The organism is Nocardioides sp. NPDC023903, from assembly GCF_040639295.1.
In the GTDB taxonomy this organism is placed as follows: domain Bacteria; phylum Actinomycetota; class Actinomycetes; order Propionibacteriales; family Nocardioidaceae; genus Nocardioides.
In genome coordinates this window covers 71,040-89,664 of the sequence record NZ_JBEZZS010000009.1, presented here as the reverse complement: position 1 = coordinate 89,664, position 18,625 = coordinate 71,040, and the positions used below count along the sequence as shown (strand labels likewise).

The 18,625-nt window shown below is 68.9% G+C and carries 19 protein-coding genes, 1 tRNA gene, 1 other RNA gene and 1 pseudogene; 14 read left to right on the top strand and 8 right to left on the bottom strand.

The genetic code is table 11. From position 1 onward, the window contains the following. Positions 1–94: 94 nt before the first annotated feature. The 8 genes and pseudogenes from ffs to AB0F44_RS12325 all read left to right on the top strand — a co-directional run bounded on the left by ffs (position 95) and on the right by AB0F44_RS12325 (position 7,028). An RNA gene (gene ffs / locus AB0F44_RS12360) (signal recognition particle sRNA small type) lies at positions 95–185 on the top strand. A gap of 92 nt (positions 186–277) precedes the next feature. Then, on the top strand, positions 278–2,404 hold the full coding sequence (locus tag AB0F44_RS12355; RefSeq protein ID WP_357355744.1) for a DNA polymerase III subunit gamma and tau: 2,127 nt from the start codon (positions 278–280) through the stop codon (positions 2,402–2,404). Positions 2,405–2,414: 10 nt separating this feature from the next. Continuing rightward, on the top strand, positions 2,415–2,804 hold the full coding sequence (locus tag AB0F44_RS12350; protein WP_350666520.1) for a YbaB/EbfC family nucleoid-associated protein: 390 nt from the start codon (positions 2,415–2,417) through the stop codon (positions 2,802–2,804). Between the two features lie 48 nt (positions 2,805–2,852). Further along, entirely contained in the window at positions 2,853–3,449 is a 597-nt protein-coding gene (recR, locus tag AB0F44_RS12345; RefSeq protein WP_008356228.1) for a recombination mediator RecR, read from the top strand. Positions 3,450–3,550: 101 nt separating this feature from the next. Continuing rightward, the gene (locus tag AB0F44_RS12340; RefSeq protein WP_141802328.1) at positions 3,551–4,138 is read left to right on the top strand and encodes a DUF5063 domain-containing protein; all 588 of its coding nucleotides are present in this window, start codon (positions 3,551–3,553) and stop codon (positions 4,136–4,138) included. An 11-nt stretch (positions 4,139–4,149) separates the two neighbouring features. Then, positions 4,150–5,457, top strand: a pseudogene (locus AB0F44_RS12335) (aspartate kinase); the annotation flags it as partial. After that, complete coding sequence (locus tag AB0F44_RS12330) at positions 5,431–5,988, top strand: ACT domain-containing protein (RefSeq protein WP_357355899.1); 558 nt, start codon at positions 5,431–5,433, stop codon at positions 5,986–5,988. The pseudogene AB0F44_RS12335 and the gene AB0F44_RS12330, both read left to right, overlap by 27 nt. Continuing rightward, positions 5,985–7,028 carry an aspartate-semialdehyde dehydrogenase gene (locus AB0F44_RS12325; RefSeq protein ID WP_357355741.1) on the top strand — a complete coding sequence of 348 codons (1,044 nt, stop codon included), beginning with the start codon at positions 5,985–5,987 and terminating at the stop codon, positions 7,026–7,028. The genes AB0F44_RS12330 and AB0F44_RS12325 overlap by 4 nt, the downstream gene beginning before the upstream one ends. Before the next feature lie 78 nt (positions 7,029–7,106). On the opposite strand, the gene AB0F44_RS12320 is transcribed toward AB0F44_RS12325, so the two are convergent. The 4 genes from AB0F44_RS12320 to AB0F44_RS12305 form a co-directional block, all read right to left on the bottom strand. Then, on the bottom strand, positions 7,107–7,832 hold the full coding sequence (locus AB0F44_RS12320; protein ID WP_357355739.1) for a hypothetical protein: 726 nt from the start codon (positions 7,830–7,832) through the stop codon (positions 7,107–7,109). A 37-nt stretch (positions 7,833–7,869) separates the two neighbouring features. Further along, entirely contained in the window at positions 7,870–8,328 is a 459-nt protein-coding gene (locus AB0F44_RS12315; RefSeq protein ID WP_357355737.1) for a nitroreductase/quinone reductase family protein, read from the bottom strand. 72 nt (positions 8,329–8,400) lie between these two features. Continuing rightward, positions 8,401–8,474, bottom strand: a tRNA-Pro gene (locus tag AB0F44_RS12310). 73 nt (positions 8,475–8,547) lie between these two features. Beyond that, on the bottom strand, positions 8,548–9,468 hold the full coding sequence (locus tag AB0F44_RS12305; RefSeq protein WP_357355735.1) for a metallophosphoesterase: 921 nt from the start codon (positions 9,466–9,468) through the stop codon (positions 8,548–8,550). A 26-nt stretch (positions 9,469–9,494) separates the two neighbouring features. On the opposite strand from AB0F44_RS12305, the gene AB0F44_RS12300 reads away from it, so the two are divergent. Continuing rightward, positions 9,495–9,953 carry a GatB/YqeY domain-containing protein gene (locus tag AB0F44_RS12300; RefSeq protein ID WP_355021157.1) on the top strand — a complete coding sequence of 153 codons (459 nt, stop codon included), beginning with the start codon at positions 9,495–9,497 and terminating at the stop codon, positions 9,951–9,953. A 66-nt stretch (positions 9,954–10,019) separates the two neighbouring features. Here the strand turns inward: AB0F44_RS12300 and AB0F44_RS12295 are convergent, their stop codons facing one another. Continuing rightward, entirely contained in the window at positions 10,020–12,458 is a 2,439-nt protein-coding gene (locus AB0F44_RS12295) for a penicillin-binding protein (RefSeq protein ID WP_357355733.1), read from the bottom strand. 226 nt (positions 12,459–12,684) lie between these two features. Between AB0F44_RS12295 and AB0F44_RS12290 the strand changes: the two genes are divergently transcribed. Beyond that, positions 12,685–12,960: a WhiB family transcriptional regulator gene (locus AB0F44_RS12290; protein WP_045548985.1), complete on the top strand. Its 276-nt coding sequence runs from the start codon at positions 12,685–12,687 to the stop codon at positions 12,958–12,960. A gap of 94 nt (positions 12,961–13,054) precedes the next feature. Here AB0F44_RS12290 and AB0F44_RS12285 read toward each other — a convergent pair whose 3' ends face one another. The 3 genes from AB0F44_RS12285 to AB0F44_RS12275 all read right to left on the bottom strand — a co-directional run bounded on the left by AB0F44_RS12285 (position 13,055) and on the right by AB0F44_RS12275 (position 16,193). After that, entirely contained in the window at positions 13,055–14,221 is a 1,167-nt protein-coding gene (locus tag AB0F44_RS12285; protein ID WP_357355731.1) for an ArsA family ATPase, read from the bottom strand. Between the two features lie 112 nt (positions 14,222–14,333). Beyond that, complete coding sequence (locus AB0F44_RS12280; protein ID WP_357355729.1) at positions 14,334–15,350, bottom strand: ArsA-related P-loop ATPase; 1,017 nt, start codon at positions 15,348–15,350, stop codon at positions 14,334–14,336. A 27-nt stretch (positions 15,351–15,377) separates the two neighbouring features. Then, positions 15,378–16,193, bottom strand: a complete 816-nt coding sequence (locus tag AB0F44_RS12275; protein ID WP_357355727.1) for a maleylpyruvate isomerase family mycothiol-dependent enzyme — start codon at positions 16,191–16,193, stop codon at positions 15,378–15,380. A 92-nt stretch (positions 16,194–16,285) separates the two neighbouring features. On the opposite strand from AB0F44_RS12275, the gene AB0F44_RS12270 reads away from it, so the two are divergent. The 4 genes from AB0F44_RS12270 (at position 16,286) to AB0F44_RS12255 (ending at position 18,625) form a co-directional block, all read left to right on the top strand. After that, a complete protein-coding gene (locus AB0F44_RS12270) occupies positions 16,286–16,441 on the top strand; it encodes a DUF4177 domain-containing protein (RefSeq protein ID WP_141791386.1) in 156 nt (51 codons plus the stop codon). Further along, positions 16,438–16,896 carry a RidA family protein gene (locus tag AB0F44_RS12265; RefSeq protein ID WP_357355725.1) on the top strand — a complete coding sequence of 153 codons (459 nt, stop codon included), beginning with the start codon at positions 16,438–16,440 and terminating at the stop codon, positions 16,894–16,896. Before AB0F44_RS12270 ends, AB0F44_RS12265 begins: the two co-directional genes overlap by 4 nt. 62 nt (positions 16,897–16,958) lie before the next feature. Then, complete coding sequence (locus AB0F44_RS12260) at positions 16,959–17,834, top strand: NUDIX hydrolase (RefSeq protein ID WP_357355723.1); 876 nt, start codon at positions 16,959–16,961, stop codon at positions 17,832–17,834. Continuing rightward, the gene (locus AB0F44_RS12255) at positions 17,831–18,625 is read left to right on the top strand and encodes an MBL fold metallo-hydrolase (RefSeq protein WP_357355721.1); all 795 of its coding nucleotides are present in this window, start codon (positions 17,831–17,833) and stop codon (positions 18,623–18,625) included. The genes AB0F44_RS12260 and AB0F44_RS12255 overlap by 4 nt, the downstream gene beginning before the upstream one ends.

The window sequence follows — 18,625 nt, the reverse complement described above, 5'->3', positions numbered from 1 at the left end:
GATCCTACGCGGCTCCGTGATCCTGGAGGAAATCGGCGGAGGGCCAGCGGGCCGCCTTTGGGATCGGCGAGCGGACTCGTCTAGACTCTTCGGCAACCCCCCATGTGGCGACATCTTGTCGAACCTCCCCAGGGCCGGAAGGCAGCAAGGATAAGCGAGCTCTGTTGGGTACGTGGGGGGCCTTTTCTTTTCCCGCGCACGCTCGGCGGTGGGCCGGTGTCCGACGCACGTCGCGGGTGGTTACGAACTGTCGGCGGTCGCGGCTAGGGTCTATCGGGTGGACGCACCGTTAGCTCTCTACCGCCGCTACCGGCCGGAGACGTTTGCCGAGGTCATCGGCCAAGATCACGTCACCGGCCCGCTGCGCAATGCGCTCGCGGGCAACCGGGTCAACCATGCGTACCTCTTCTCCGGGCCACGTGGCTGCGGCAAGACGACCTCGGCGCGGATCCTGGCGCGGGCGCTGAACTGCGAGAAGGCGCCGATCGCGGATCCGTGCGGGGAGTGCGAGTCGTGCCGGGACCTGGCCCGCGGCGGGCCCGGCAGCATCGACGTGATCGAGATCGACGCGGCGTCGCACGGTGGCGTGGATGATGCCCGTGACCTGCGGGAGAAGGCGTTCTTCGCGCCGGTGAAGAGCCGCTACAAGGTCTACATCATCGACGAGGCCCACATGGTCTCGACGCAGGGCTTCAACGCGCTGCTCAAGCTCGTCGAGGAGCCGCCGGAGCACCTGCGGTTCATCTTCGCGACGACCGAGCCGGAGAAGGTCATTCCGACGATCCGGTCGCGCACCCATCACTATCCGTTCCGCCTCTTCCCGCCCAAGCTGGTCTCCGACTACATCTCGACGCTGTGCGAGAAGGAGGGCATCAACGTCGAGCCGGCCGCGCTGCCGCTCGTCGCACGCGCGGGCGCCGGGTCTATGCGCGACAGCCTCTCGGTCATGGACCAGTTGCTCGGTGGCTCGGGGCCTGAGGGCGTGACGTACGAGCTGGCTGCTGGTCTGCTCGGCTACACCCCGGACGCGCTGCTGGACGAGGTCGTCGACGCCTTCGCCGCCCATGACGGCGCGGCGGTCTTCGGTGTCATCGACAAGATCATCGAGACCGGCCAGGACCCGCGGCGGTTCACCGAGGACCTGCTGCGGCGGCTGCGTGACCTGGTCATCGTCAAGGCGGTCCCGGATGCGCCCGCTACCGGGCTCATCGACGTCTCTGAGGACGGCGGCGAGCGGCTGGTCGCTCAGGCCGGACGCTTCGGCCCACACGATCTGTCGCGGGCCGCCGATGCGGTCGCGACCGGTCTGACCGAGATGCGCGGCGCCACCGCACCCCGACTTCTGCTCGAGCTGATCTGTGCCCGGGTGCTGCTGCCCGCGGCCGACGGTGCCGACGGCCTCGCGGCCCGACTGGACCGTCTGGAGAGGCGGATCGAGATCAGCGGTACGCCGACGGTGACCGCTGCTCCGGCGGCGGCTGCCCCCGCTCAGGACCGGCCGGTGCTCAAGCCGTCCGTCGGTGCGCCGGGGCACGAGACGGTCGCTCCCGCGACGCCGCATCCAGAGCCCGTCCAGGCGTACGCCCCGGCCCCTGAGCGAGCCCCCGAGCCCGCCCGCGAGCCCGCTCCGGCCGCGGAGATGCCTCCCCAGCAGACGCCGGCCGCTCCTGAGCCGCCGAGCCAGCCTCAGACGCCGCCTCAGACCCAGCCTCAGGCGCAGTCGCCGGGCGGCATGGGCAACGTGGACGTCCGCCGCCTGTGGGACGACGTGATCGCCCAGACCAAGGGCCTGCGCCGGGCGACCTGGTCGCTGGTGGGCCAGAACGCCCAGGTGGTCGACTTCCGCGACGGCGTGCTCACCCTCGGGTTCGCCTCGCCGGGTCTCCGCGACCGGTTCGCGACCGGCGGGCACGAGCCGATCCTCGGGCAGGCGCTGGTCAACGTGATCGGCATCCAGCCGAAGATCGAGGCGATCGTCGCGGGCGGCGGCCAAGGGTCCCCGCAGCGGCAGGCGCCGCCGACGCCACAGCCGAGCCAGCCCCAGGAGCCCACCCAGCCGCAGCAGCCGCCGGAGGCATCCTGGAACGAGCAGGCGCCACCGCCCGACTGGGCCGCCGAGCCGCCGCCCCCGGACCAGCCGCCGGCTCCGCCGGAGCCACAGGCCTCGTCGACTATGCAGCCCGCCGACCCAGGAGCGATCGCGCTGGCTAGGGAGGCCATTCGGCCGACGCGTGCGGCCGACTACGAGCCCCCTGTCGACGACACGGTGGCCCGCCTGGCGGAGGCCGATGCCGCGGTGAACCCCGACGACCAGGCCTACGACGGGCCTGCCGCGATGGGCGCCGAGGCGCTGCTCGCTCAGGAGTTGGGTGCAACGATGATCGAAGAGATTCCTCACAACTAGGACGGCACAGATGACGAACCCACTCGAAGGCCTCGGCGGCGAGGGCGGCTTCGACCTCAACGCGATCATGCAGCAGGCCCAGGCGCTGCAGAGCCAAATCGTCGACGCCCAGGAGAAGCTCGCCGACACGATCGTCGACGGCACCGTCGCCGGCGGTGCGGTGACCGTCAAGCTCACCGGCACCGGCGAGCTGGTCGGCGTGGAGATCAAGCAGGGCGAGTTCGACGGCAGCAACCCCGACGACCTCGAGGACCTCGGCGCTGTGATCGTCGCTGCCTACCGCGAGGCCAAGGGCAAGGCCGACGAGCTCGCCGGTGAGGCGATGGGCCCGCTCGCGGGCGGCCTCGGTGGCCCCGGTGCCCCCGGCGGCGGCGAGCCGCCGTTCAAGCTCGGCTTCTGAAACAGACACAGTTGAAACCAGCACAGCTAGAGACAGGCGATAACCAAGTTGTACGAGGGTGTGGTCCAAGACCTCATCGACGAGCTGGGACGGCTGCCGGGCGTAGGCCCGAAGAGCGCTCAGCGGATCGCGTTCCATCTGCTCCAGGCTGATCCCGCCGACGTACATCGGCTGGCCTCGATCCTCAACGAGGTCAAGGCAAAGGTGAAGTTCTGCTCGGTCTGCTTCAACGTCTCCGAGGAGGAGACCTGCCGGATCTGTCGCGACCCCCGTCGCGAGCAGTCGGTGCTGTGCGTGGTCGAGGAGTACAAGGACGTCGTCGCGATCGAGCGCACCCGCGAGTTCCGCGGGCGCTATCACGTGCTCGGCGGCGCGATCAGCCCGATCGACGGGATCGGTCCCGACCAGCTGCGCATCCGTGAGCTCGTCCAGCGGCTCAACGACCCCGGGATCACCGAGGTGATCCTCGCCACGGACCCCAACCTCGAGGGCGAGGCGACGGCGACCTATCTGACCCGTCAGCTGAGCCCGCTCGGGCTGAAGGTCACCCGTCTGGCCAGCGGTCTCCCGGTCGGTGGCGATCTGGAGTACGCCGACGAGGTCACCCTCGGCCGCGCATTCGCCGGACGCCGCGCGGCTGAGTAGTCGTTACCTGTGTGATCCCTAAGAGCCGACTCTTTACCCTCGTCAGGCCGCGACTTCGGCGGTAGCCTGACGATTCAAGGGACCTCGGGAAGGGGGCCGTCATGACGAATGACTTGACCGGCAAGGACTTCGCCACCAGCATCGCCGACTCGGTGGAGAGCTTCCTGCTCTCGGTGCGTGCGATCGCTGCGGACGGCGATGGGGGCAGCGCTGTGCCGATGCTGCTGCTGGAGGTGAGCCAGATCCTGCTGGCGGGCGCGCGACTGGGCGCCCAGCAGGACTTCGAGCCTCGTGAGGAGTTCCAGCCCGACGTGGGCATGGAAGCCGATGTCGACGAGCTCCGGATGGGGCTCGCCGAGATGTTCGGCGACATCGACACCTACAGCTTCGTCTTCGATCCGTACAGCCCGGACGTTGTCGACAGCCAGATCTCCGACGACGTCGCCAGCCTGGTGACCGATCTGGAGTACGGCCTGCGGCACTACCGTCTCGGCGACGTCGACGAGGCGCTGTGGTGGTGGCAGTTCAGCTACGTCAACAACTGGGGCAACCTGGCCGGTGCCGTGCTCAACGCACTGCTCACCGTGGTCGCTCACGACCGCCTCGACTCCGAGCCGTTCACCGGTGAGGACGAGGACCTAGCCGCCGCTGATGAGATGCTGGAGAAGACGCCCGCACCGGCAACGTAGACTTTCCCGCCGTGGGAATCGTCGTTCAGAAGTACGGTGGCAGCTCGGTCGCAGACGCTGCAGGCATCAAGCGCGTCGCTCAGCGAGTGGTCGCGACCAAAGAGCAGGGCCACGACGTCGTCGTGGCCGTCTCTGCCATGGGCGACACCACCGATGAGCTGATCGACCTGGCCAACAAGGTCTCGCCCGACGCGACCGCGCACGCGCGTGAGTTCGACATGCTGCTCACCTCCGGCGAGCGGCAGTCCATGGCGCTGCTCGCGATGGCGATCAACGACGTCGCGAACGAGCGCGGGCTGGCGTACGAGGCTCGGTCGTTCACCGGGTCGCAGGCCGGTCTGATCACCGACGCGCAGCACGGGCGCGCCAAGATCCTCAGCATCACCCCGGAGCGGATCCAGGCAGCGCTCGGCGACGGTGCGATCGCGATCGTGGCCGGCTTCCAGGGCGTCTCCCGGGACACCAAGGACATCACCACGCTGGGCCGTGGCGGCACCGACACCACCGCGGTCGCGCTGGCTGTGGCGCTGAACGCCGACGTCTGCGAGATCTACACCGACGTCGACGGCGTCTTCACCGCCGACCCGCGGATCGTCCCGACCGCTCGCAAGCTGAGCTCGGTCGCTTTCGAGGAGATGCTCGAGCTGGCGGCCTCCGGGGCGAAGGTGCTCCACCTGCGTTCGGTGGAGTTCGCCCGGCGCCACAGCCTTCCGATCCACGTACGCTCCTCCTTCTCCACCCTCAACGGCACCGTGGTCAAGGGCAGCATCGACGCGGTCTCGCCGCACGCCGACCACCAGCTCGGCGGCGACGCAGGGATGGAGGCGCCGATCGTCGCCGCCATCGCCCACGACCGCAGCCAGGCCAAGATCACCGTCGTCAACGCCCCCGACCAGGTGGGCGCCGCCGCGAAGGTCTTCGAGATCGTCGCCGGCGTGGGCATCAACGTCGACATGGTGGTCCAGGACTCGTCGGCAGCCGGCTCCGGCCGCACCGACATCACGTTCACGCTGCCCCGCGATGACGCCGAGCGCGCCGGGAAGGTGCTGGAGCAGGCGCGCGCTGAGCTCGGCTTCGAGCGGGTGAACACCGAGCCCCGGATGGGCAAGGTCTCCCTGATCGGTGCCGGGCTGCGCACCCAGCCGAAGAAGATCGCCGACTTCTTCTCTGCGATCGCTCAAGCCGGGGTCAACATCCAGATGATCTCCACCTCGGAGGTCCGGGTCTCGGTCGTAGTCGGCGACGACGAGGTCGACCGCGCGGTGCAGGCCGCCGCGGAGAGGTTCAGCGACGTGGAGGTCGAGAAGGTCTCCTACGGCGCCGACGCCGATGGCGACACCCCGGAGATCGTCGGTGTGGCCCACGACCGCGGTGAAGCCAAGATCACCGTCGCCGGGGTCACCGACGAGCCCGGCGAGGCCGCCCGCATCTTCGACACCCTTGCCGACAACGGCATCAACATCGACATGATCGTCCAGAACGTGTCGGCGGAGAAGACGCGGCGCACGGACATCTCGTTCACGCTGCCCCGCACCGACGTCAAGAGGGCCCGCGCGGCCCTCGCCGACATCCAGGCTGAGGTCGGCTTCGCCGACCCGGTCGCCGACGAGCAGATCGGCAAGCTCTCGATCGTCGGCGCTGGGATGCGTACGCATCCGGGGATCACGGCGAAGTTCTTCGCCGCGCTCGCCGCCGAGGGAGTCCTGATCCGGATGGTGTCGACCTCGGAGATCCGCGTCTCGGTGCTGGTCAGCGCCGACGACCTCGACCGCGCCGTGCGCGCCACACACAAAGCATTCGGCCTCGACAGCGACGTAGAGGCCATCGTCTATGGAGGGACCGGCCGATGAGCATCAACCTGGGAATTGTGGGAGCGACCGGACAGGTGGGCGTCGCCGTACGCCAGATCCTGCTCGAGCGCGGCTTCCCGCTCGGCGAGGTTCGTTTCTTCGCCTCGGCGCGCTCGGCCGGCAAGACCATCGAGTTCGGTGGTCGCTCGGTCGTCGTCGAGGACGCCGCCACCGCTGACCCGTCGGGTCTCGACATCGCGATCTTCTCCGCCGGTGGCGCCACCTCGAAGGCGCTGGCGCCGAAGTTCGCCGAGGCCGGCGTGATCGTCATCGACAACTCCTCGGCCTGGCGCAAGGACCCGTCGATCCCGCTGGTCGTCTCCGAGGTCAACCCCTCGGCGATGGACGGGGTCATCGAGGCCCGCCAGGGCATCATCGCCAACCCCAACTGCACCACGATGGCCGCGATGCCGGTCCTCAAGGCGCTCCACGACGAAGCCGGTCTCGAGCGGCTCGTCGTATCGACCTACCAGGCCGTCTCGGGCTCCGGCGTCGCCGGCGTCGAGGAGCTGGTCAGCGAGGTCGCGGCTGCCGGCGACAAGGCCCGTGAGCTCGCCTACGACGGGTCCGCCATCGCGTTCCCGGAGCCGGACAAGTACGTCGAGACGATCGCCTACAACGTCCTGCCCTACGCCGGTTCGCTGGTCGAGGACGGCCTCAACGAGACCGATGAGGAGCAGAAGCTCCGCAACGAGTCCCGCAAGATCCTGTCCCTGCCCGACCTGCGGGTCTCCGGCATCTGCGTACGCGTCCCGGTCGTCACCGGTCACTCGCTCGCGGTCAACGCCGAGTTCTCCTCGCCCCTGACCCCCGAGCGCGCCACCGCGATCCTCGCGAACGCCCCGGGCGTCGAGCTCCGCGACGTACCCACGCCTCTGTACGCCGCTGGCAAGGACCCCTCCTACGTCGGCCGCATCCGCCAGGACGAGGGTGTCCCCGACAACCGCGGCCTCGCCCTGTTCATCTCCAACGACAACCTCCGCAAGGGCGCCGCGCTCAACACCGTCCAGCTCGCCGAGCTGGTAGCCGCCGCCCTCTGACGAGACGTCAGGCGCGCTGGCCGAGTTGGCACGACGGTGCCAACTCGGCCGACCGGAGTGACGCCTCGGCCGGGTCTGTCAGTCGATGTAGTTGGTCGTGACCCAGTAGGAGAGGGCGTACGCGGCGGCGGTGAGGATCACGACGATGATCACTCCCCAGGCGTGGGCGAAGACGTCGGTGAGGAAGAGCATCGAGAGTACGGCGACGAGCGCTGAGCCGAGGAAGCTGATCGTGAAGGGGGAGCGGGCGCCCGCCAGGCGGAGGAGGTAGCCGCCGACGATGATCGCGAGGGCGAAGACGGCGATGAGGATGATCGCGCCCTTGTCGCCCAGCGACGAGGTGCCTCGCGTCCACTGGCTCACGGTGCCGCTGAACCAGACGGCCAGGGCCATGAACGCGCCGACGATGGCCCCGATCATGACCGCCGCGGACAGGCCCGACGGGGTGCCGAGGTTGATCCTGCGCTGAAGCGGTTCCTTGGGCTCCTTGGGTGCCCTCGGTTCCTTCGCCGGCTTTGGCGGCTTCTGAGCCTTCTGCTTCTTCGCCGGCTTCGCTGCGGCCTTCTTCGCGGCCTTCTCAGCGGGCGGCTCGGACGCTACGACGGGTGGTGCCGTCTTCTCCAGCACCTGGGTCTTCTCAGCAGAGGCCGTCTCGACCGAGGCAGTCTCGACCCGAGCTTTCGGGGGCTGGGTCTTCTGGGGCTGGGTCTTCTCGGGCTTGGTGTTCGCCGGCTTCGTGCCCCCACGCTTCTTCTTGAAACCGAACGACGGCGCGGCGAGCTTGTCGGCGGGGTCGTTGCTCATGAGGGGCAGTTTCGCATGCTGCGCGTCACATTTGAACTCAGGCGCGGGTGAGGCGGATGACCGGGATCTCGCGGTCGGTCTTCTCCTCGTAGCTCCCGAAGTTGGCGGATGACTCCACGATCGCGGCCCACGCGCGGGCGCGCTCCTCGCCGTGCAGCTGCTCGGCGACCACCGGGATGGTCTCGCCGCCGAGCTCGATGGTGACCCGGTCCGGGTTGGCAGCGAGGTTGTAGTACCACGCCGGATTCTTCGGTCCGCCGGCCGCCGAGGCGGCGATCAGCCAGGTGCCGTCGTCGCCCGGGAACCAGGCGAGCGGCGTCGAACGGGGCTCGCCGCTCTTCTTGCCGATCGTGGTGAGAACGAGCAGCCGCATCCCGGCCATCTTGGCGTTGCTCTTGCGGGCCCGGCTCATCATCAGCTTGTTGCCCAGCTTCAGGAGGAGGTTGGCCGAGGGCTGTTTGGCGCCGCGGGTGCCGTTGCGCGTGTCGAAGCTCATGGCGTCGACACTACTGCGCCGGAAAACGGGATCAGGCTCGGAGATCTGCGATCTCCGAGCCTGAACTCGATGTCGGGTTGACAGGATTTGAACCTGCGGCCCCCTCGTCCCGAACGAGGTGCGCTACCAAGCTGCGCTACAACCCGAATGCTGCACCGAACAAACGGTCCAACGAGGAATGAGCATAGCCCAGAGACTCCCCCGATCCGTAATCGGGCCCTACCGACGAGAAGCCCCGCGCGGGGTGAGTGTCAGGAGGGTCGCCTCGGGGCGGCAGGCGATGCGGATCCGGGTGTAGGGCGAGGTGCCGAGACCGGCCGATACGTGCAGCCAAGCCTGCCGTCCACCGTGGGTGTGAGTGTGCAGGCCGCGTACCCGGCCGGGGTCGAGATCGCAGTTGGTGGCCAGCGCTCGTCCGCCCGGGAGGCAGATCTGACCGCCGTGGGTGTGGCCGGCCAGGATCGCGTCGTAGCCGTCCGCGGTGAACTGGTCCAGGACCCGTAGATAGGGAGCGTGCGCGACCCCGAGGCGTACGTCCGCGGCCGGGTCCGCGGGGCCGGCGACCGAGGAGAGGTCGTCGAGGCGGAGGTGGGGGTCGTCGACGCCCGCGAAGGCGAACTCGATGCCCTTGACGGTCAGCGACGAGCGCGTGTTGGTGAGGTCCAGCCAGCCGGACTTGGTGAAGGAAGCGGACAGGTCACGCCAGGGGAGCTCGGGCACGTTCGTCTGCCGCTTGCCGTTGTCCGGCAGCAGGTAGCCGATCGGGTTGCGCATCCGTGGCTCGTAGTAGTCGTTGGAGCCGTGCACGAAGACGCCCGGTACGTCGAGCAGCCCGCCGAGGGCATTGACGATCGACGGCACCGCCCGCTGATGGGCCAGGTTGTCACCGGTGTCGACGACCAGGTCCGGCTTCAGCGAGGCCAGCGACGCGATCCAGTCGAGCTTTTTGTGCTGCGACGGGACCACGTGCATGTCGGAGAGATGCAGCACCCGCAGCGGGTCCGCGCCCTCGGGGAGCACCGGGAGTCCGACGTGGCGCAGCGTGTATTGACGGGCCTCCCACAGGGCGTACGCCGTCATGGCCGCGCCGGTGGCGAGCCCGGTGCCGAGGGTTGCGCCGATTACTGAGGCGAGCCGCATGGCTCAACCCTGCCACAATGGGTTCCATGAGCACTCTGAAGGACCAGCTGAGGACCGACCTGACCTCCGCGATGAAGGCCCGTGACAAGGAGCGCGCCGGGACGCTGCGTATGGTCATGGCCTCGATCACCGAGGCCGAGGTCGCCGGCAAGGAGGCCAAGGAGCTCACCGACGACGAGATCATCACGATCCTCACCCGCGAGGCCAAGAAGCGCCGCGAGGCGGCCACCGCCTTCGCCGACGGTGGTCGCGCCGAGCAGGCCGAGAAGGAGACCGCGGAGGCCGCGGTGATCACCGAGTACCTGCCCGCTCAACTGAGCGCCGAGGAGATCTCCGACCTCGTCAGCAAGGCCATCGCCCAGACCGGTGCGGCCGACGAGGGGATGCGTGCCATGGGCAAGGTCATGGGCATCCTGACCCCGCAGACCAAGGGCCGTGCCGACGGTGGTGCCGTGGCCGCGGAGGTGCGCAAGCAACTCGCCTGACGGCAGCCCGAGAACGCCTGTGGCCCCACCGGATCGGTGGGGCCACAGGCGTTGGATGGGCTCGCGTCAGCCGGTCGGCCACTCCCAGCCGAAGTCGGGCTCGTTCGCCTCGGCTCTCGGCTTCGGTTTCTCGTCGTCAGGCGTCGTCGTCGGCTCGGGCTGCTTTTTCTTCTTCTTCGGCTCGGGCTTGGGCTCCGGGCCGAGCGAGGTGTAGATCGTGATCGGCGATCCCTCGGCGGCATCGCCGGACGGAGTGGTGAAGGCAACCAGGCCGCGGTCGTATTCGGAGTACGCCTCAGGGCCGAGCTGGACCTGGAAGCCGGCGGCCCTCAGCACCTTCGTCGCCTTCTCGACGGTCATGCCGCCGACCCAGGGGACATCAACCGTGTTTCCTGCGATCACGCTCGGGTCGGGCTCCTGGAAGTCCACGGACTTGAGGTACTTGTCGATCACCTGCATCGCGCCGCCCCACATCGGACCCGCAGTCGTCGAGCCCGCCGCCTCGTAGACGTAGTTGCCGCCGACGACCTGGCCGTTGAGGCTGAGCGGTGTGCCAGCCGAGTTGGCGCCGGCGATCATCGAAGCGGTCGCGAGCCGAGGCGTGTAGCCCATCAGCCACACCGCCTTGTTGTCCTGCGTGGTTCCGGTCTTGCCGGCGCTCGGCACCGACAGGGCCAGGTTCTGGCCGAAGCCACCGGGCTCCATCACGCCGCGAAGGATGTCGTTGACCGCGTCGGCGGTGCCCTTGGCCATCGCCTGCTCGCAGGTCGGCTCGTACTGCTTGATCACCTTGTTGTTGGCGTCGAGGATCTCGTTGACCGGAACCGAGTCGCAGTGCTTGCCGCGGGCGCCGAACGTCGCGTACGCCTCGGCCATCTCGAGCGGGCTGACGTCGACGACGCCGAGGGTGAAGGTCGGCACGCGCTCCGCGCCGCCGCAGCGGGTCTCGCTCGGCTTGCAGATGTGACCGTCGTCGAAGTTGACCCCGAACGGGGCCGTGAGCTTGACGCCCATCTTCTGCGCCATCTTGTAGGGCGTGCACATCCCGGTGAGCTGGAAGAGCTGGGCGTAGAAGGTGTTCACGGACTCCCGGGTGCCGGTGTAGGCGTCCTTGCTGCCCGAGGTCGTGGAGTTGTGGAACGTGTGGTTGCCGACCCGGTTGCCGTCACCCGGGCAGCCGGCGAAGGTGGACTCGTTGAGCGTCAGCTCCTCGGGCGAGTTGATCTTCTGCTTGAGCGGGAACCCCTGCTCGATGGCAGCGGCCAGGGTGAACGCCTTGAAGGTCGACCCGGCCTGGAAGCCGTTGGAGTCGCCCGACTTCTCCTTCGGGACCAGGTAGTTGAGGTAGGACTGGCCCTTCTTCTTGTTGTCACCCATCGGACGGGACTGCGCGAGCGCCCGGACGCGACCGGTGCCGGGCTCGACCATGGCCAGGGCGCCGATGGCCTGGTCGGTGGCGTAGACGTGATCCTCGACCGACTCTTGAGCGGCGTCCTGGAAGCGCTGGTCGAGCGTGGTCTTGATGGTCAGACCGCCGGACTTGATCAGCGCGAGCCGGTCGGTCTCGGTCTCGCCGAAGGCCGGGTCCTTGAGCAGCCACTTGAGCACGTAGTCGCAGAAGAACTCCGCAGACGAGCCGAGGCAGCCGTTGCGCTGCTTCTGGACGTTCAGGCCGAGGCTGGCGTCCTTCAGCTTCTCCGCCTCGGGGCGGGAGACGACCTTGAGTGCGGCCATCCGGTCGACGACGACGTTGCGGCGGGCGATGGTGGCGTCGGGGTAGTTGGTCGGGTCGTAGCCGGTGGGGTTCTTCACCATCCCGGCCAGCATCGCCGACTGCTGCCAGTTGAGCTCGGAGGCGTTGACGTTGAAGTAGTGCTTGGCGGCCGCCTGGACGCCGTACGCGCCGTCGCCGAAGTAGGCCGCGTTGAGGTAGCGCTCGAGGATCCAGTCCTTGGAGTGCTTCTCCTCCAGCGCGATCGCGTAGCGCAGCTCGCGGATCTTGCGGGCGGTCGACTTCTCGATGGCCGCCTTGCGCTCGGCCTCGGTCTTCGCGGAGTAGACCAGCGTCGTCTTCACCAGCTGCTGGGTGATGGAGGAACCACCCTGCACCGAGTCGCTGGCCTGGTTGGTGATCAGCGCGCGCAGCGTGCCCTTGAGGTCCATCGCGCCGTGCTGGTAGAAGCGGTAGTCCTCGATCGCCAGGAGTGCCTTCGTCATGTTGGACGAGATCTGGTCGAGAGGACGGTAGACGCGGTTCTGGTCGTAGAGCGTCGTGATCAGGTTGCCCTTGCGGTCGACGATCTTGGTCGTCTGGGACATGTCGTCGACCTCGAAGGCCTTCGGCAGCGAATCCATCTTCTCGGCCGTCTCCTTGGCCGCGATCCCGGCCACACCGGCGAAGGGGATGGCGAGGCCCGCGGCGACGACGCCGAGGACGGCTGCGACCCCGCACATGACGGCGAGATGCTTGAGCACGGTCTGCGGGCGCAGCGACGGCGAAGACATGCTGGTCATCGTAGGTGATTGCGGCTAATAGCACATGATTCGCAATCGGAGCCGGACAGGGAGGCAAAAACGGGTCCCAGGACCCCTCCTAGTCATTTCGAACTACGTACTTTGGGCCAGAAGGGTGTGTCACTCGACCGGGTCGAGTCCTTAACCTTTAGTCCGCACGGGCGCCACGTCATCAATATGGGGAGGGCGAAGCGCTCCGATGAAGGGATGGCACACCATGTGGGTTGATGAATGGTCGCTACAGGCCGCCTGTCGTGAGAACGAGCCCGACGAGCTCTTCGTACGTGGAGCCGAGCAGAACAAGGCCAAGATGGTCTGCTCAGGCTGCGTCGTCCGCACCGAGTGCCTTGCCGAGGCGCTCGACAACCAGATCGAGTGGGGTGTCTGGGGCGGTATGACCGAGCGCGAGCGTCGTGCGCTGCTCCGCCGCAGCCCGAACGCCTCTTGGCGCGCCGTGCTCGAGGCCGCGCGCACCCGTGCATCCGTGGAGTGATCACTCGTCCCCTACTCGAGTGAGTCGCTGAAGATCTTGGTCTGAGCCAGGACGTACGTCACGTACGTCCTGGCTCGACCCCGTTTTCAGGTGCTCATTCCTGGGCAAGCAGCCGGCCGATCTCGCGGAGCCCGTCGAGATCGTGTACGTCACCGGGCAGCGCCGGCACGACGGCGGTCGGCACCTGGGGATGGGCGACCGCGAAGCGCTCGCGCAGCTGGTGCTGGCGCTCGACCAGGAGGGCGCGGTCGGCGTGGAGCCGCAGGAGTCCAGCGGTGAGAGGCGCGTCGGGGAGACGTTCGGAGGCGGCCCCGGCGGCGGCCGCGGTGAGCGAGGCGTCGTCGGGCAGGGTGGCTCGGTTGACGACCAGCCCCTGGAGAGGCATCCGATCGCCGGAGAGGCGCTCGACGAAGTAGGCGGCCTCCCGGAGGGCATCCGGCTCGGGGGCCGCGATGACGAGGAAGGCGGTCTCGTCGGCCTGAAGCAGTGCGTACGTCTCCTGGGCCCGTTGCCGAAACCCACCGAAGACGGTGTCGAGCGCGGTCACGAAGGTCTGCAGGTCGGTGAGCATCTGGCCGCCGAGGACCTTCTTGAGCGCGTTGGTGACGATGTTGATCCCCGCCGACATGAGCTTGACCGGCCCCTTGGCCGGGGCCAGCATCAGGCGTATGAAGCGCCCGTCGAGGAAGCTGGAGAGGCGCTCGGGGGCGTCGAGGAAGTCGAGGGCGCTTCGGCTCGGGGGCGTGTCGACGACGATCAGGTCGTAGTCGCCGTTGCCGCCGTTGTGGGCGAAGGCGTCGCGGTAGAGCTGGCCGAGCTTCTCCATCGCCATGTATTCCTGCGTGCCCGCGAAGCTGGAGCTCAACGCGATGTAGAACTGGTTGTTGAGGATCTGCTGCGCCTTCTCGGGGCTGGCCTGGGACTCGACCACCTCGTCGAAGGTGCGTTTCATGTCGAGCATCATCGCGTCGAGTCGGCCCGGGCCGATCCCGGGCACTTGGCGAGGCGTGTTGTCGAGCCGCTCGATGCCCATCGACTGGGCGAGGCGTCGCGCCGGGTCGATCGTCAGCACCACCACCTTGCGTCCGCGCTCGGCCGCTCGGAGCGCCAGCGCCGCCGACGTGGTCGTCTTGCCCACGCCGCCGCTGCCGCAGCAGACGATGATGTGGGTGTCGCGGTCGTCGAGCAGCCGGTCGATCTCGAGGGCCCGGGTGTGGTCGGCGTGGGCGGCCAGCGGGCCGACGCGTGGGTGAGCGCTCATCGGGCTGTCCCTCTCGTCACTTGCGTCACGTCGCTCAGGCACTTCCTGCACTTCTCTGGTGTTGCAATGCCAGAGAAGTGCAGGGATACCCGGTTAACCGGGTATTCCATCCTCATGCGAGCCCCTGGTCCTTGAGCTCGGCCGCGAGCTCGTAGAGCCCGCCCATGTCGATCCCGCCGGCGATCCGGTTGAGCTCGTAGGTCGGGACCCCGAGGCCGGCGACGAGGTCACGCTGGGCGTCCTCGAGGGCTCGGCGCTCGGCGTACTCCTTCGCCTCGTCGGAGAGGGCGGAGATCAGGGCGGGGTCGGGTTCGATGCCGGCGCGCTTGAGGTCCTCGGCGATCAGCTCGCCGTCGAGGGAGCCGGCGAGAGCGGGGGCGAGGGACTCGTCAGGGAGGTCGCGGGGGCGTACCTGGTTGACGATGACGCCGCCGACCGGAAGCCCGGCGGAGCGCAGCTCGCTGATGCCGTCGGCGGTCTCCTGAACCGGCATCTCCTCGAGCAGCGTGACCAGGTGGACGGCGGTGCGCCGGGAGCGGAACAGGGTCATCATCGTGTCGGCCTGGTTCTTGATCGGGCCGACCTTGGCCAAGCCCGCGACGGACTCGGACACGTTGAGGAAACTCGTGATCCGGCCGGTCGGGGGAGCGTCGAGCACGACGGCGTCGTAGGTCCGCGCGCCCTTGTTGCGGCTGTTGCGCTGGACGGCCTCGAAGAGCTTGCCGGTGAGGAGCACGTCCCGGACCCCGGGCGCGATCGTGGTCGCGAACTCGATCACGCCGAACCGGTCGAGCGCGCGGCCGGCGGGACCGAGCTTGTAGTACATCTTCAGGTACTCGAGGAGGGCTTCCTCGGGGGCGATGTGCAGGGCGTAGACGTTGCCCGGCTCGGCGTCGGCACCGGATCGCGCCCGCAGCCGCAACCCGGTCGCGATGCGGGTCTCGGCGTAGGGCAGCGGGTCGACGTCGAACATCCGCGCCACCCCCTGGCGGCCCTCGACCTCGCACAGCAGGACGTTCTTCCCGTGGGAGGCCAGCCCGAGCGCCAGGGCCGCGGCCACCGTCGACTTGCCCGTGCCGCCCTTGCCGGTCACCACATGCAGCTGCACGTGGGGCCAGTCGGAACTCATGGGAGTGACTTTAACGGGGTCGCGCCATCAGGGGGTGATGTTGAGGTTCTCGACGATCTTGGTGCCGATGGCGGTGTCGCCGCTGATCTCGACCTTGGCGGGGTCGCCGGAGGCGCGGCCGCCGGTGAGGAGGACGTACGTCTCCCGGTCCGTGGAGAGGGTGACGGTGGGCGCGGTGACCGGGTCGGCCACCGGGACTCCCTTCCCCTCCTTGGTGACGGTGAACGCGTAGGGCGCGTGGCCCTCGACCTCGACGACGACGGAGGTGCCGGGGGCGCAGGCGGCCTTCTTGGCGAGCACGAACCCGACGCCTTCGAGGAGGTAGTCGGCCGTGTGGAGAGCGCCGGGGCTGTCGAGGTTGCCCGGGCGGCCGGTGGCGCGGCGGATGTCCTGCTCGTGCAGCCAGAGGTCGAGCGGCCGGTTGCGAAGCAGCTTGCCGGTGGTCCACCCGAGCGCGCCGAAGATGCCGGACGCCGGCACCGCGGGGTCCTCGGGCGGGGAGGCGAGCAGCTCGTCGTGGCGTACGGCGGTGTAACGGCGGATCTCGTCGATGATGCTCGCCGTGGGGACGTCGCGGCGGGTGAGCACGCCGATCTCGGTGAACTGGCCCATCGGCGACTTGATGTGGGCGGACTCGGGCACGGTCGCGTCCTCGCGGGGCGCGCCGGCGGTGAGGCCCTCGAGGTGAGCGACGTGGGAGGCGACGGCCCGTACGTCCCAGCCGGGGAGGTCGGTGGGCTGCTCCCAGTCGGGCTCGGAGAGCTCCTCGAGGAGCGTGAGGAGGTCCTGGACGGAGGACCACCAGGTGTCGACGTACGTCTTCAGCTGCTCTGCGGGAGTCACGGACCTGACGATAGTGGGCCGGGTCCTCGGTTGGAAGGTCAAACCATGTCGCCGGAAAACCGGTCCGCGGGTCCGCGAAGTAGGGTGCCGATATGACCAAGTGGGAGTACCAGGTAGCGCCGATCCTCAACCACGCTGCGGCGCAGATTCTCAACAACTTCGGTGCCGACGGGTGGGAGCTCGTCTCCATCCTCGACAACGGCACCGGCAACTACGTCGGCTTCTTCAAGCGGGCGGTCTCGGAGTGAGCGGCCCCGAGGACGTCCTCGCCGAGCTCGGGCTGAGCGTGCCGGACGTCGTGCCGCCGGTGGCGGCCTACATTCCGGCGGTGCGCTCGGGCAACCACGTCTTCACCTCGGGCCAGCTCCCGATGAAGGACGGCGCGCTGCTCTCCGTCGGCAAGGTCGGCGGGGATGTGTCAGCCGAGGACGGCTACGCGGCGGCGCAGCAGTGCGCGCTCAACGCCTTGGCCGCGGTCAAGGCCGAGCTCGGTGACCTCTCGCAGGTCAAGCGCGTCGTGAAGGTGCTGTGCTTCGTCGCCTCCACGCCCGACTTCACCGGCCAGCCCGGCGTCGCCAACGGCGCCTCGGAGCTGCTCGGGAAGGTCTTCGGCGACGCCGGCCGGCACGCGCGTTCCGCCGTCGGTGTGCCCGTCCTGCCGCTCGACGCTCCCGTCGAGGTGGAGATCGTCGTCGAGATCTGAGCCTCGGTCTGAGTCTCGGATGGGGGTAGGGCGCTGGTGTGAGCGTCGCTACAGTGACGAACGTGCGTATCCCGATCCCTCCAGTCCGGCTTGGTGACGACATCGTGGCGTTGGCCGGGGAGTACGCCCAGGGCGTACGCACCCCGGTCGAGCCGCGCGATGCGGCGACGGTGCTGCTGCTGCGGCCGGGCTCGGACGCAGGTCCCGAGGTCTATCTGCTCCACCGACAGCTGACGATGGGGTTCGCCGCGGGGATGGCCGTCTTTCCCGGCGGCGGCGTGGACGTACGCGACGCCGAGCTGCCCGACTCCTGCTGGGCCGGGCCGTCGGCCGGTGAGTGGGCGCGCCGGCTCGGGGTCGACGAGTCCCGCGCGCGGGCGCTGGTCGCCGCGGCGGTGCGGGAGACGTTCGAGGAGTCCGGGGTGCTGCTCGCGGGGGCTTCCGGCGATGCCGTCGTCGACGACGTCTCGGGAGACGACTGGGAGGCCGACCGGGCCGCCCTGGAGTCACGCTCGCTGTCGTTGACCGAGCTGCTGACCCGGCGGGGGCTGGTGCTGCGTACGGATCTGCTGGGGCCGTGGGCCGCCTGGACGACGCCCGTCTTCGAGCCGAAGCGCTTCGCGACCTGGTTCTTCGTCGCGCGCCTGCCTGAGGGGCAGGTGACGCGTGACGTGTCGAGCGAGTCCTCCTCGGTGCTCTGGCTGAGCACCGCCGAGGCGGTCGCCCAGGTCGAGGCCGGCGAGCTGGCGATGATGCCGCCGACCTACCTCAACTGTCTCGAGGTCACCTCGCTCGGCTCCGAGGACGAGGTCCTCGCTGCCGCCGCAGAGCGCGTGCTGACGATGTTCACCCCGGCCGTGACCGAGGTCGACGGCGGCCACACCCTGTCGATGATGCCCCTGCACGCCACTCTCGTCGCCGGAAGGAACCGCTCATGAACGAGTCCTGGTCAGGCGGCGTCTTCGGCGAGCGCGGGCAATGCATCCTCGCGCCCAACCCTGGGATCATGTCGCTCGACGGCACCAACACCTGGGTGCTGCGCGAGCCCGGCGCGCGCCGGTCGGTCGTGATCGACCCGGGGCCTCTCGACGAGGGGCATCTCGATGCGGTCGCGGAGGCGGCCGGCGAGGTGGCGACGGTGCTGCTGACCCATCATCACTACGACCACTCCGAGGCGGCACGGGCCTTCGCGGAGCGGGTCGGGGCCGGCGTACGCGCTCTTGATCCTGAATACCGGCTCGGGACCGAGGGGCTCGGCGACGGTGACGTCATCGAGGTCGACGGCCTGGAGATCCGCGTCGTCGGGACTCCCGGGCACACCTCGGACTCGCTGTCCTTCTGGCTGCCCGCCGACGGCGCCGTCCTGACCGGTGACACGGTCCTCGGGCGGGGGACCACGGTCGTCGCCCACCCCGACGGCGAGCTGGGTGCCTATCTGGACTCGCTCGACCGTCTTCACGCGCTCGCCTCCGAGCACGGTGTCGGCAGCGTCTGGCCAGGCCACGGCCCGGTCATCGGAAACGCCCTCGGCGCCCTGGACTACTACATCGCCCACCGGCGCGAACGCCTCGGCCAGGTCGCGGACGCTCTCTCCGGGCTCGACGCCACCCCGGCCGACGCGGATCCGCGGGCGATCGTCGAGATCGTGTACGCCGACGTCGACCAGGTCCTCTGGGGAGCCGCCGAGCTCTCCGTACGAGCGCAATTGGCTTACCTCGCCGAGCGCTGA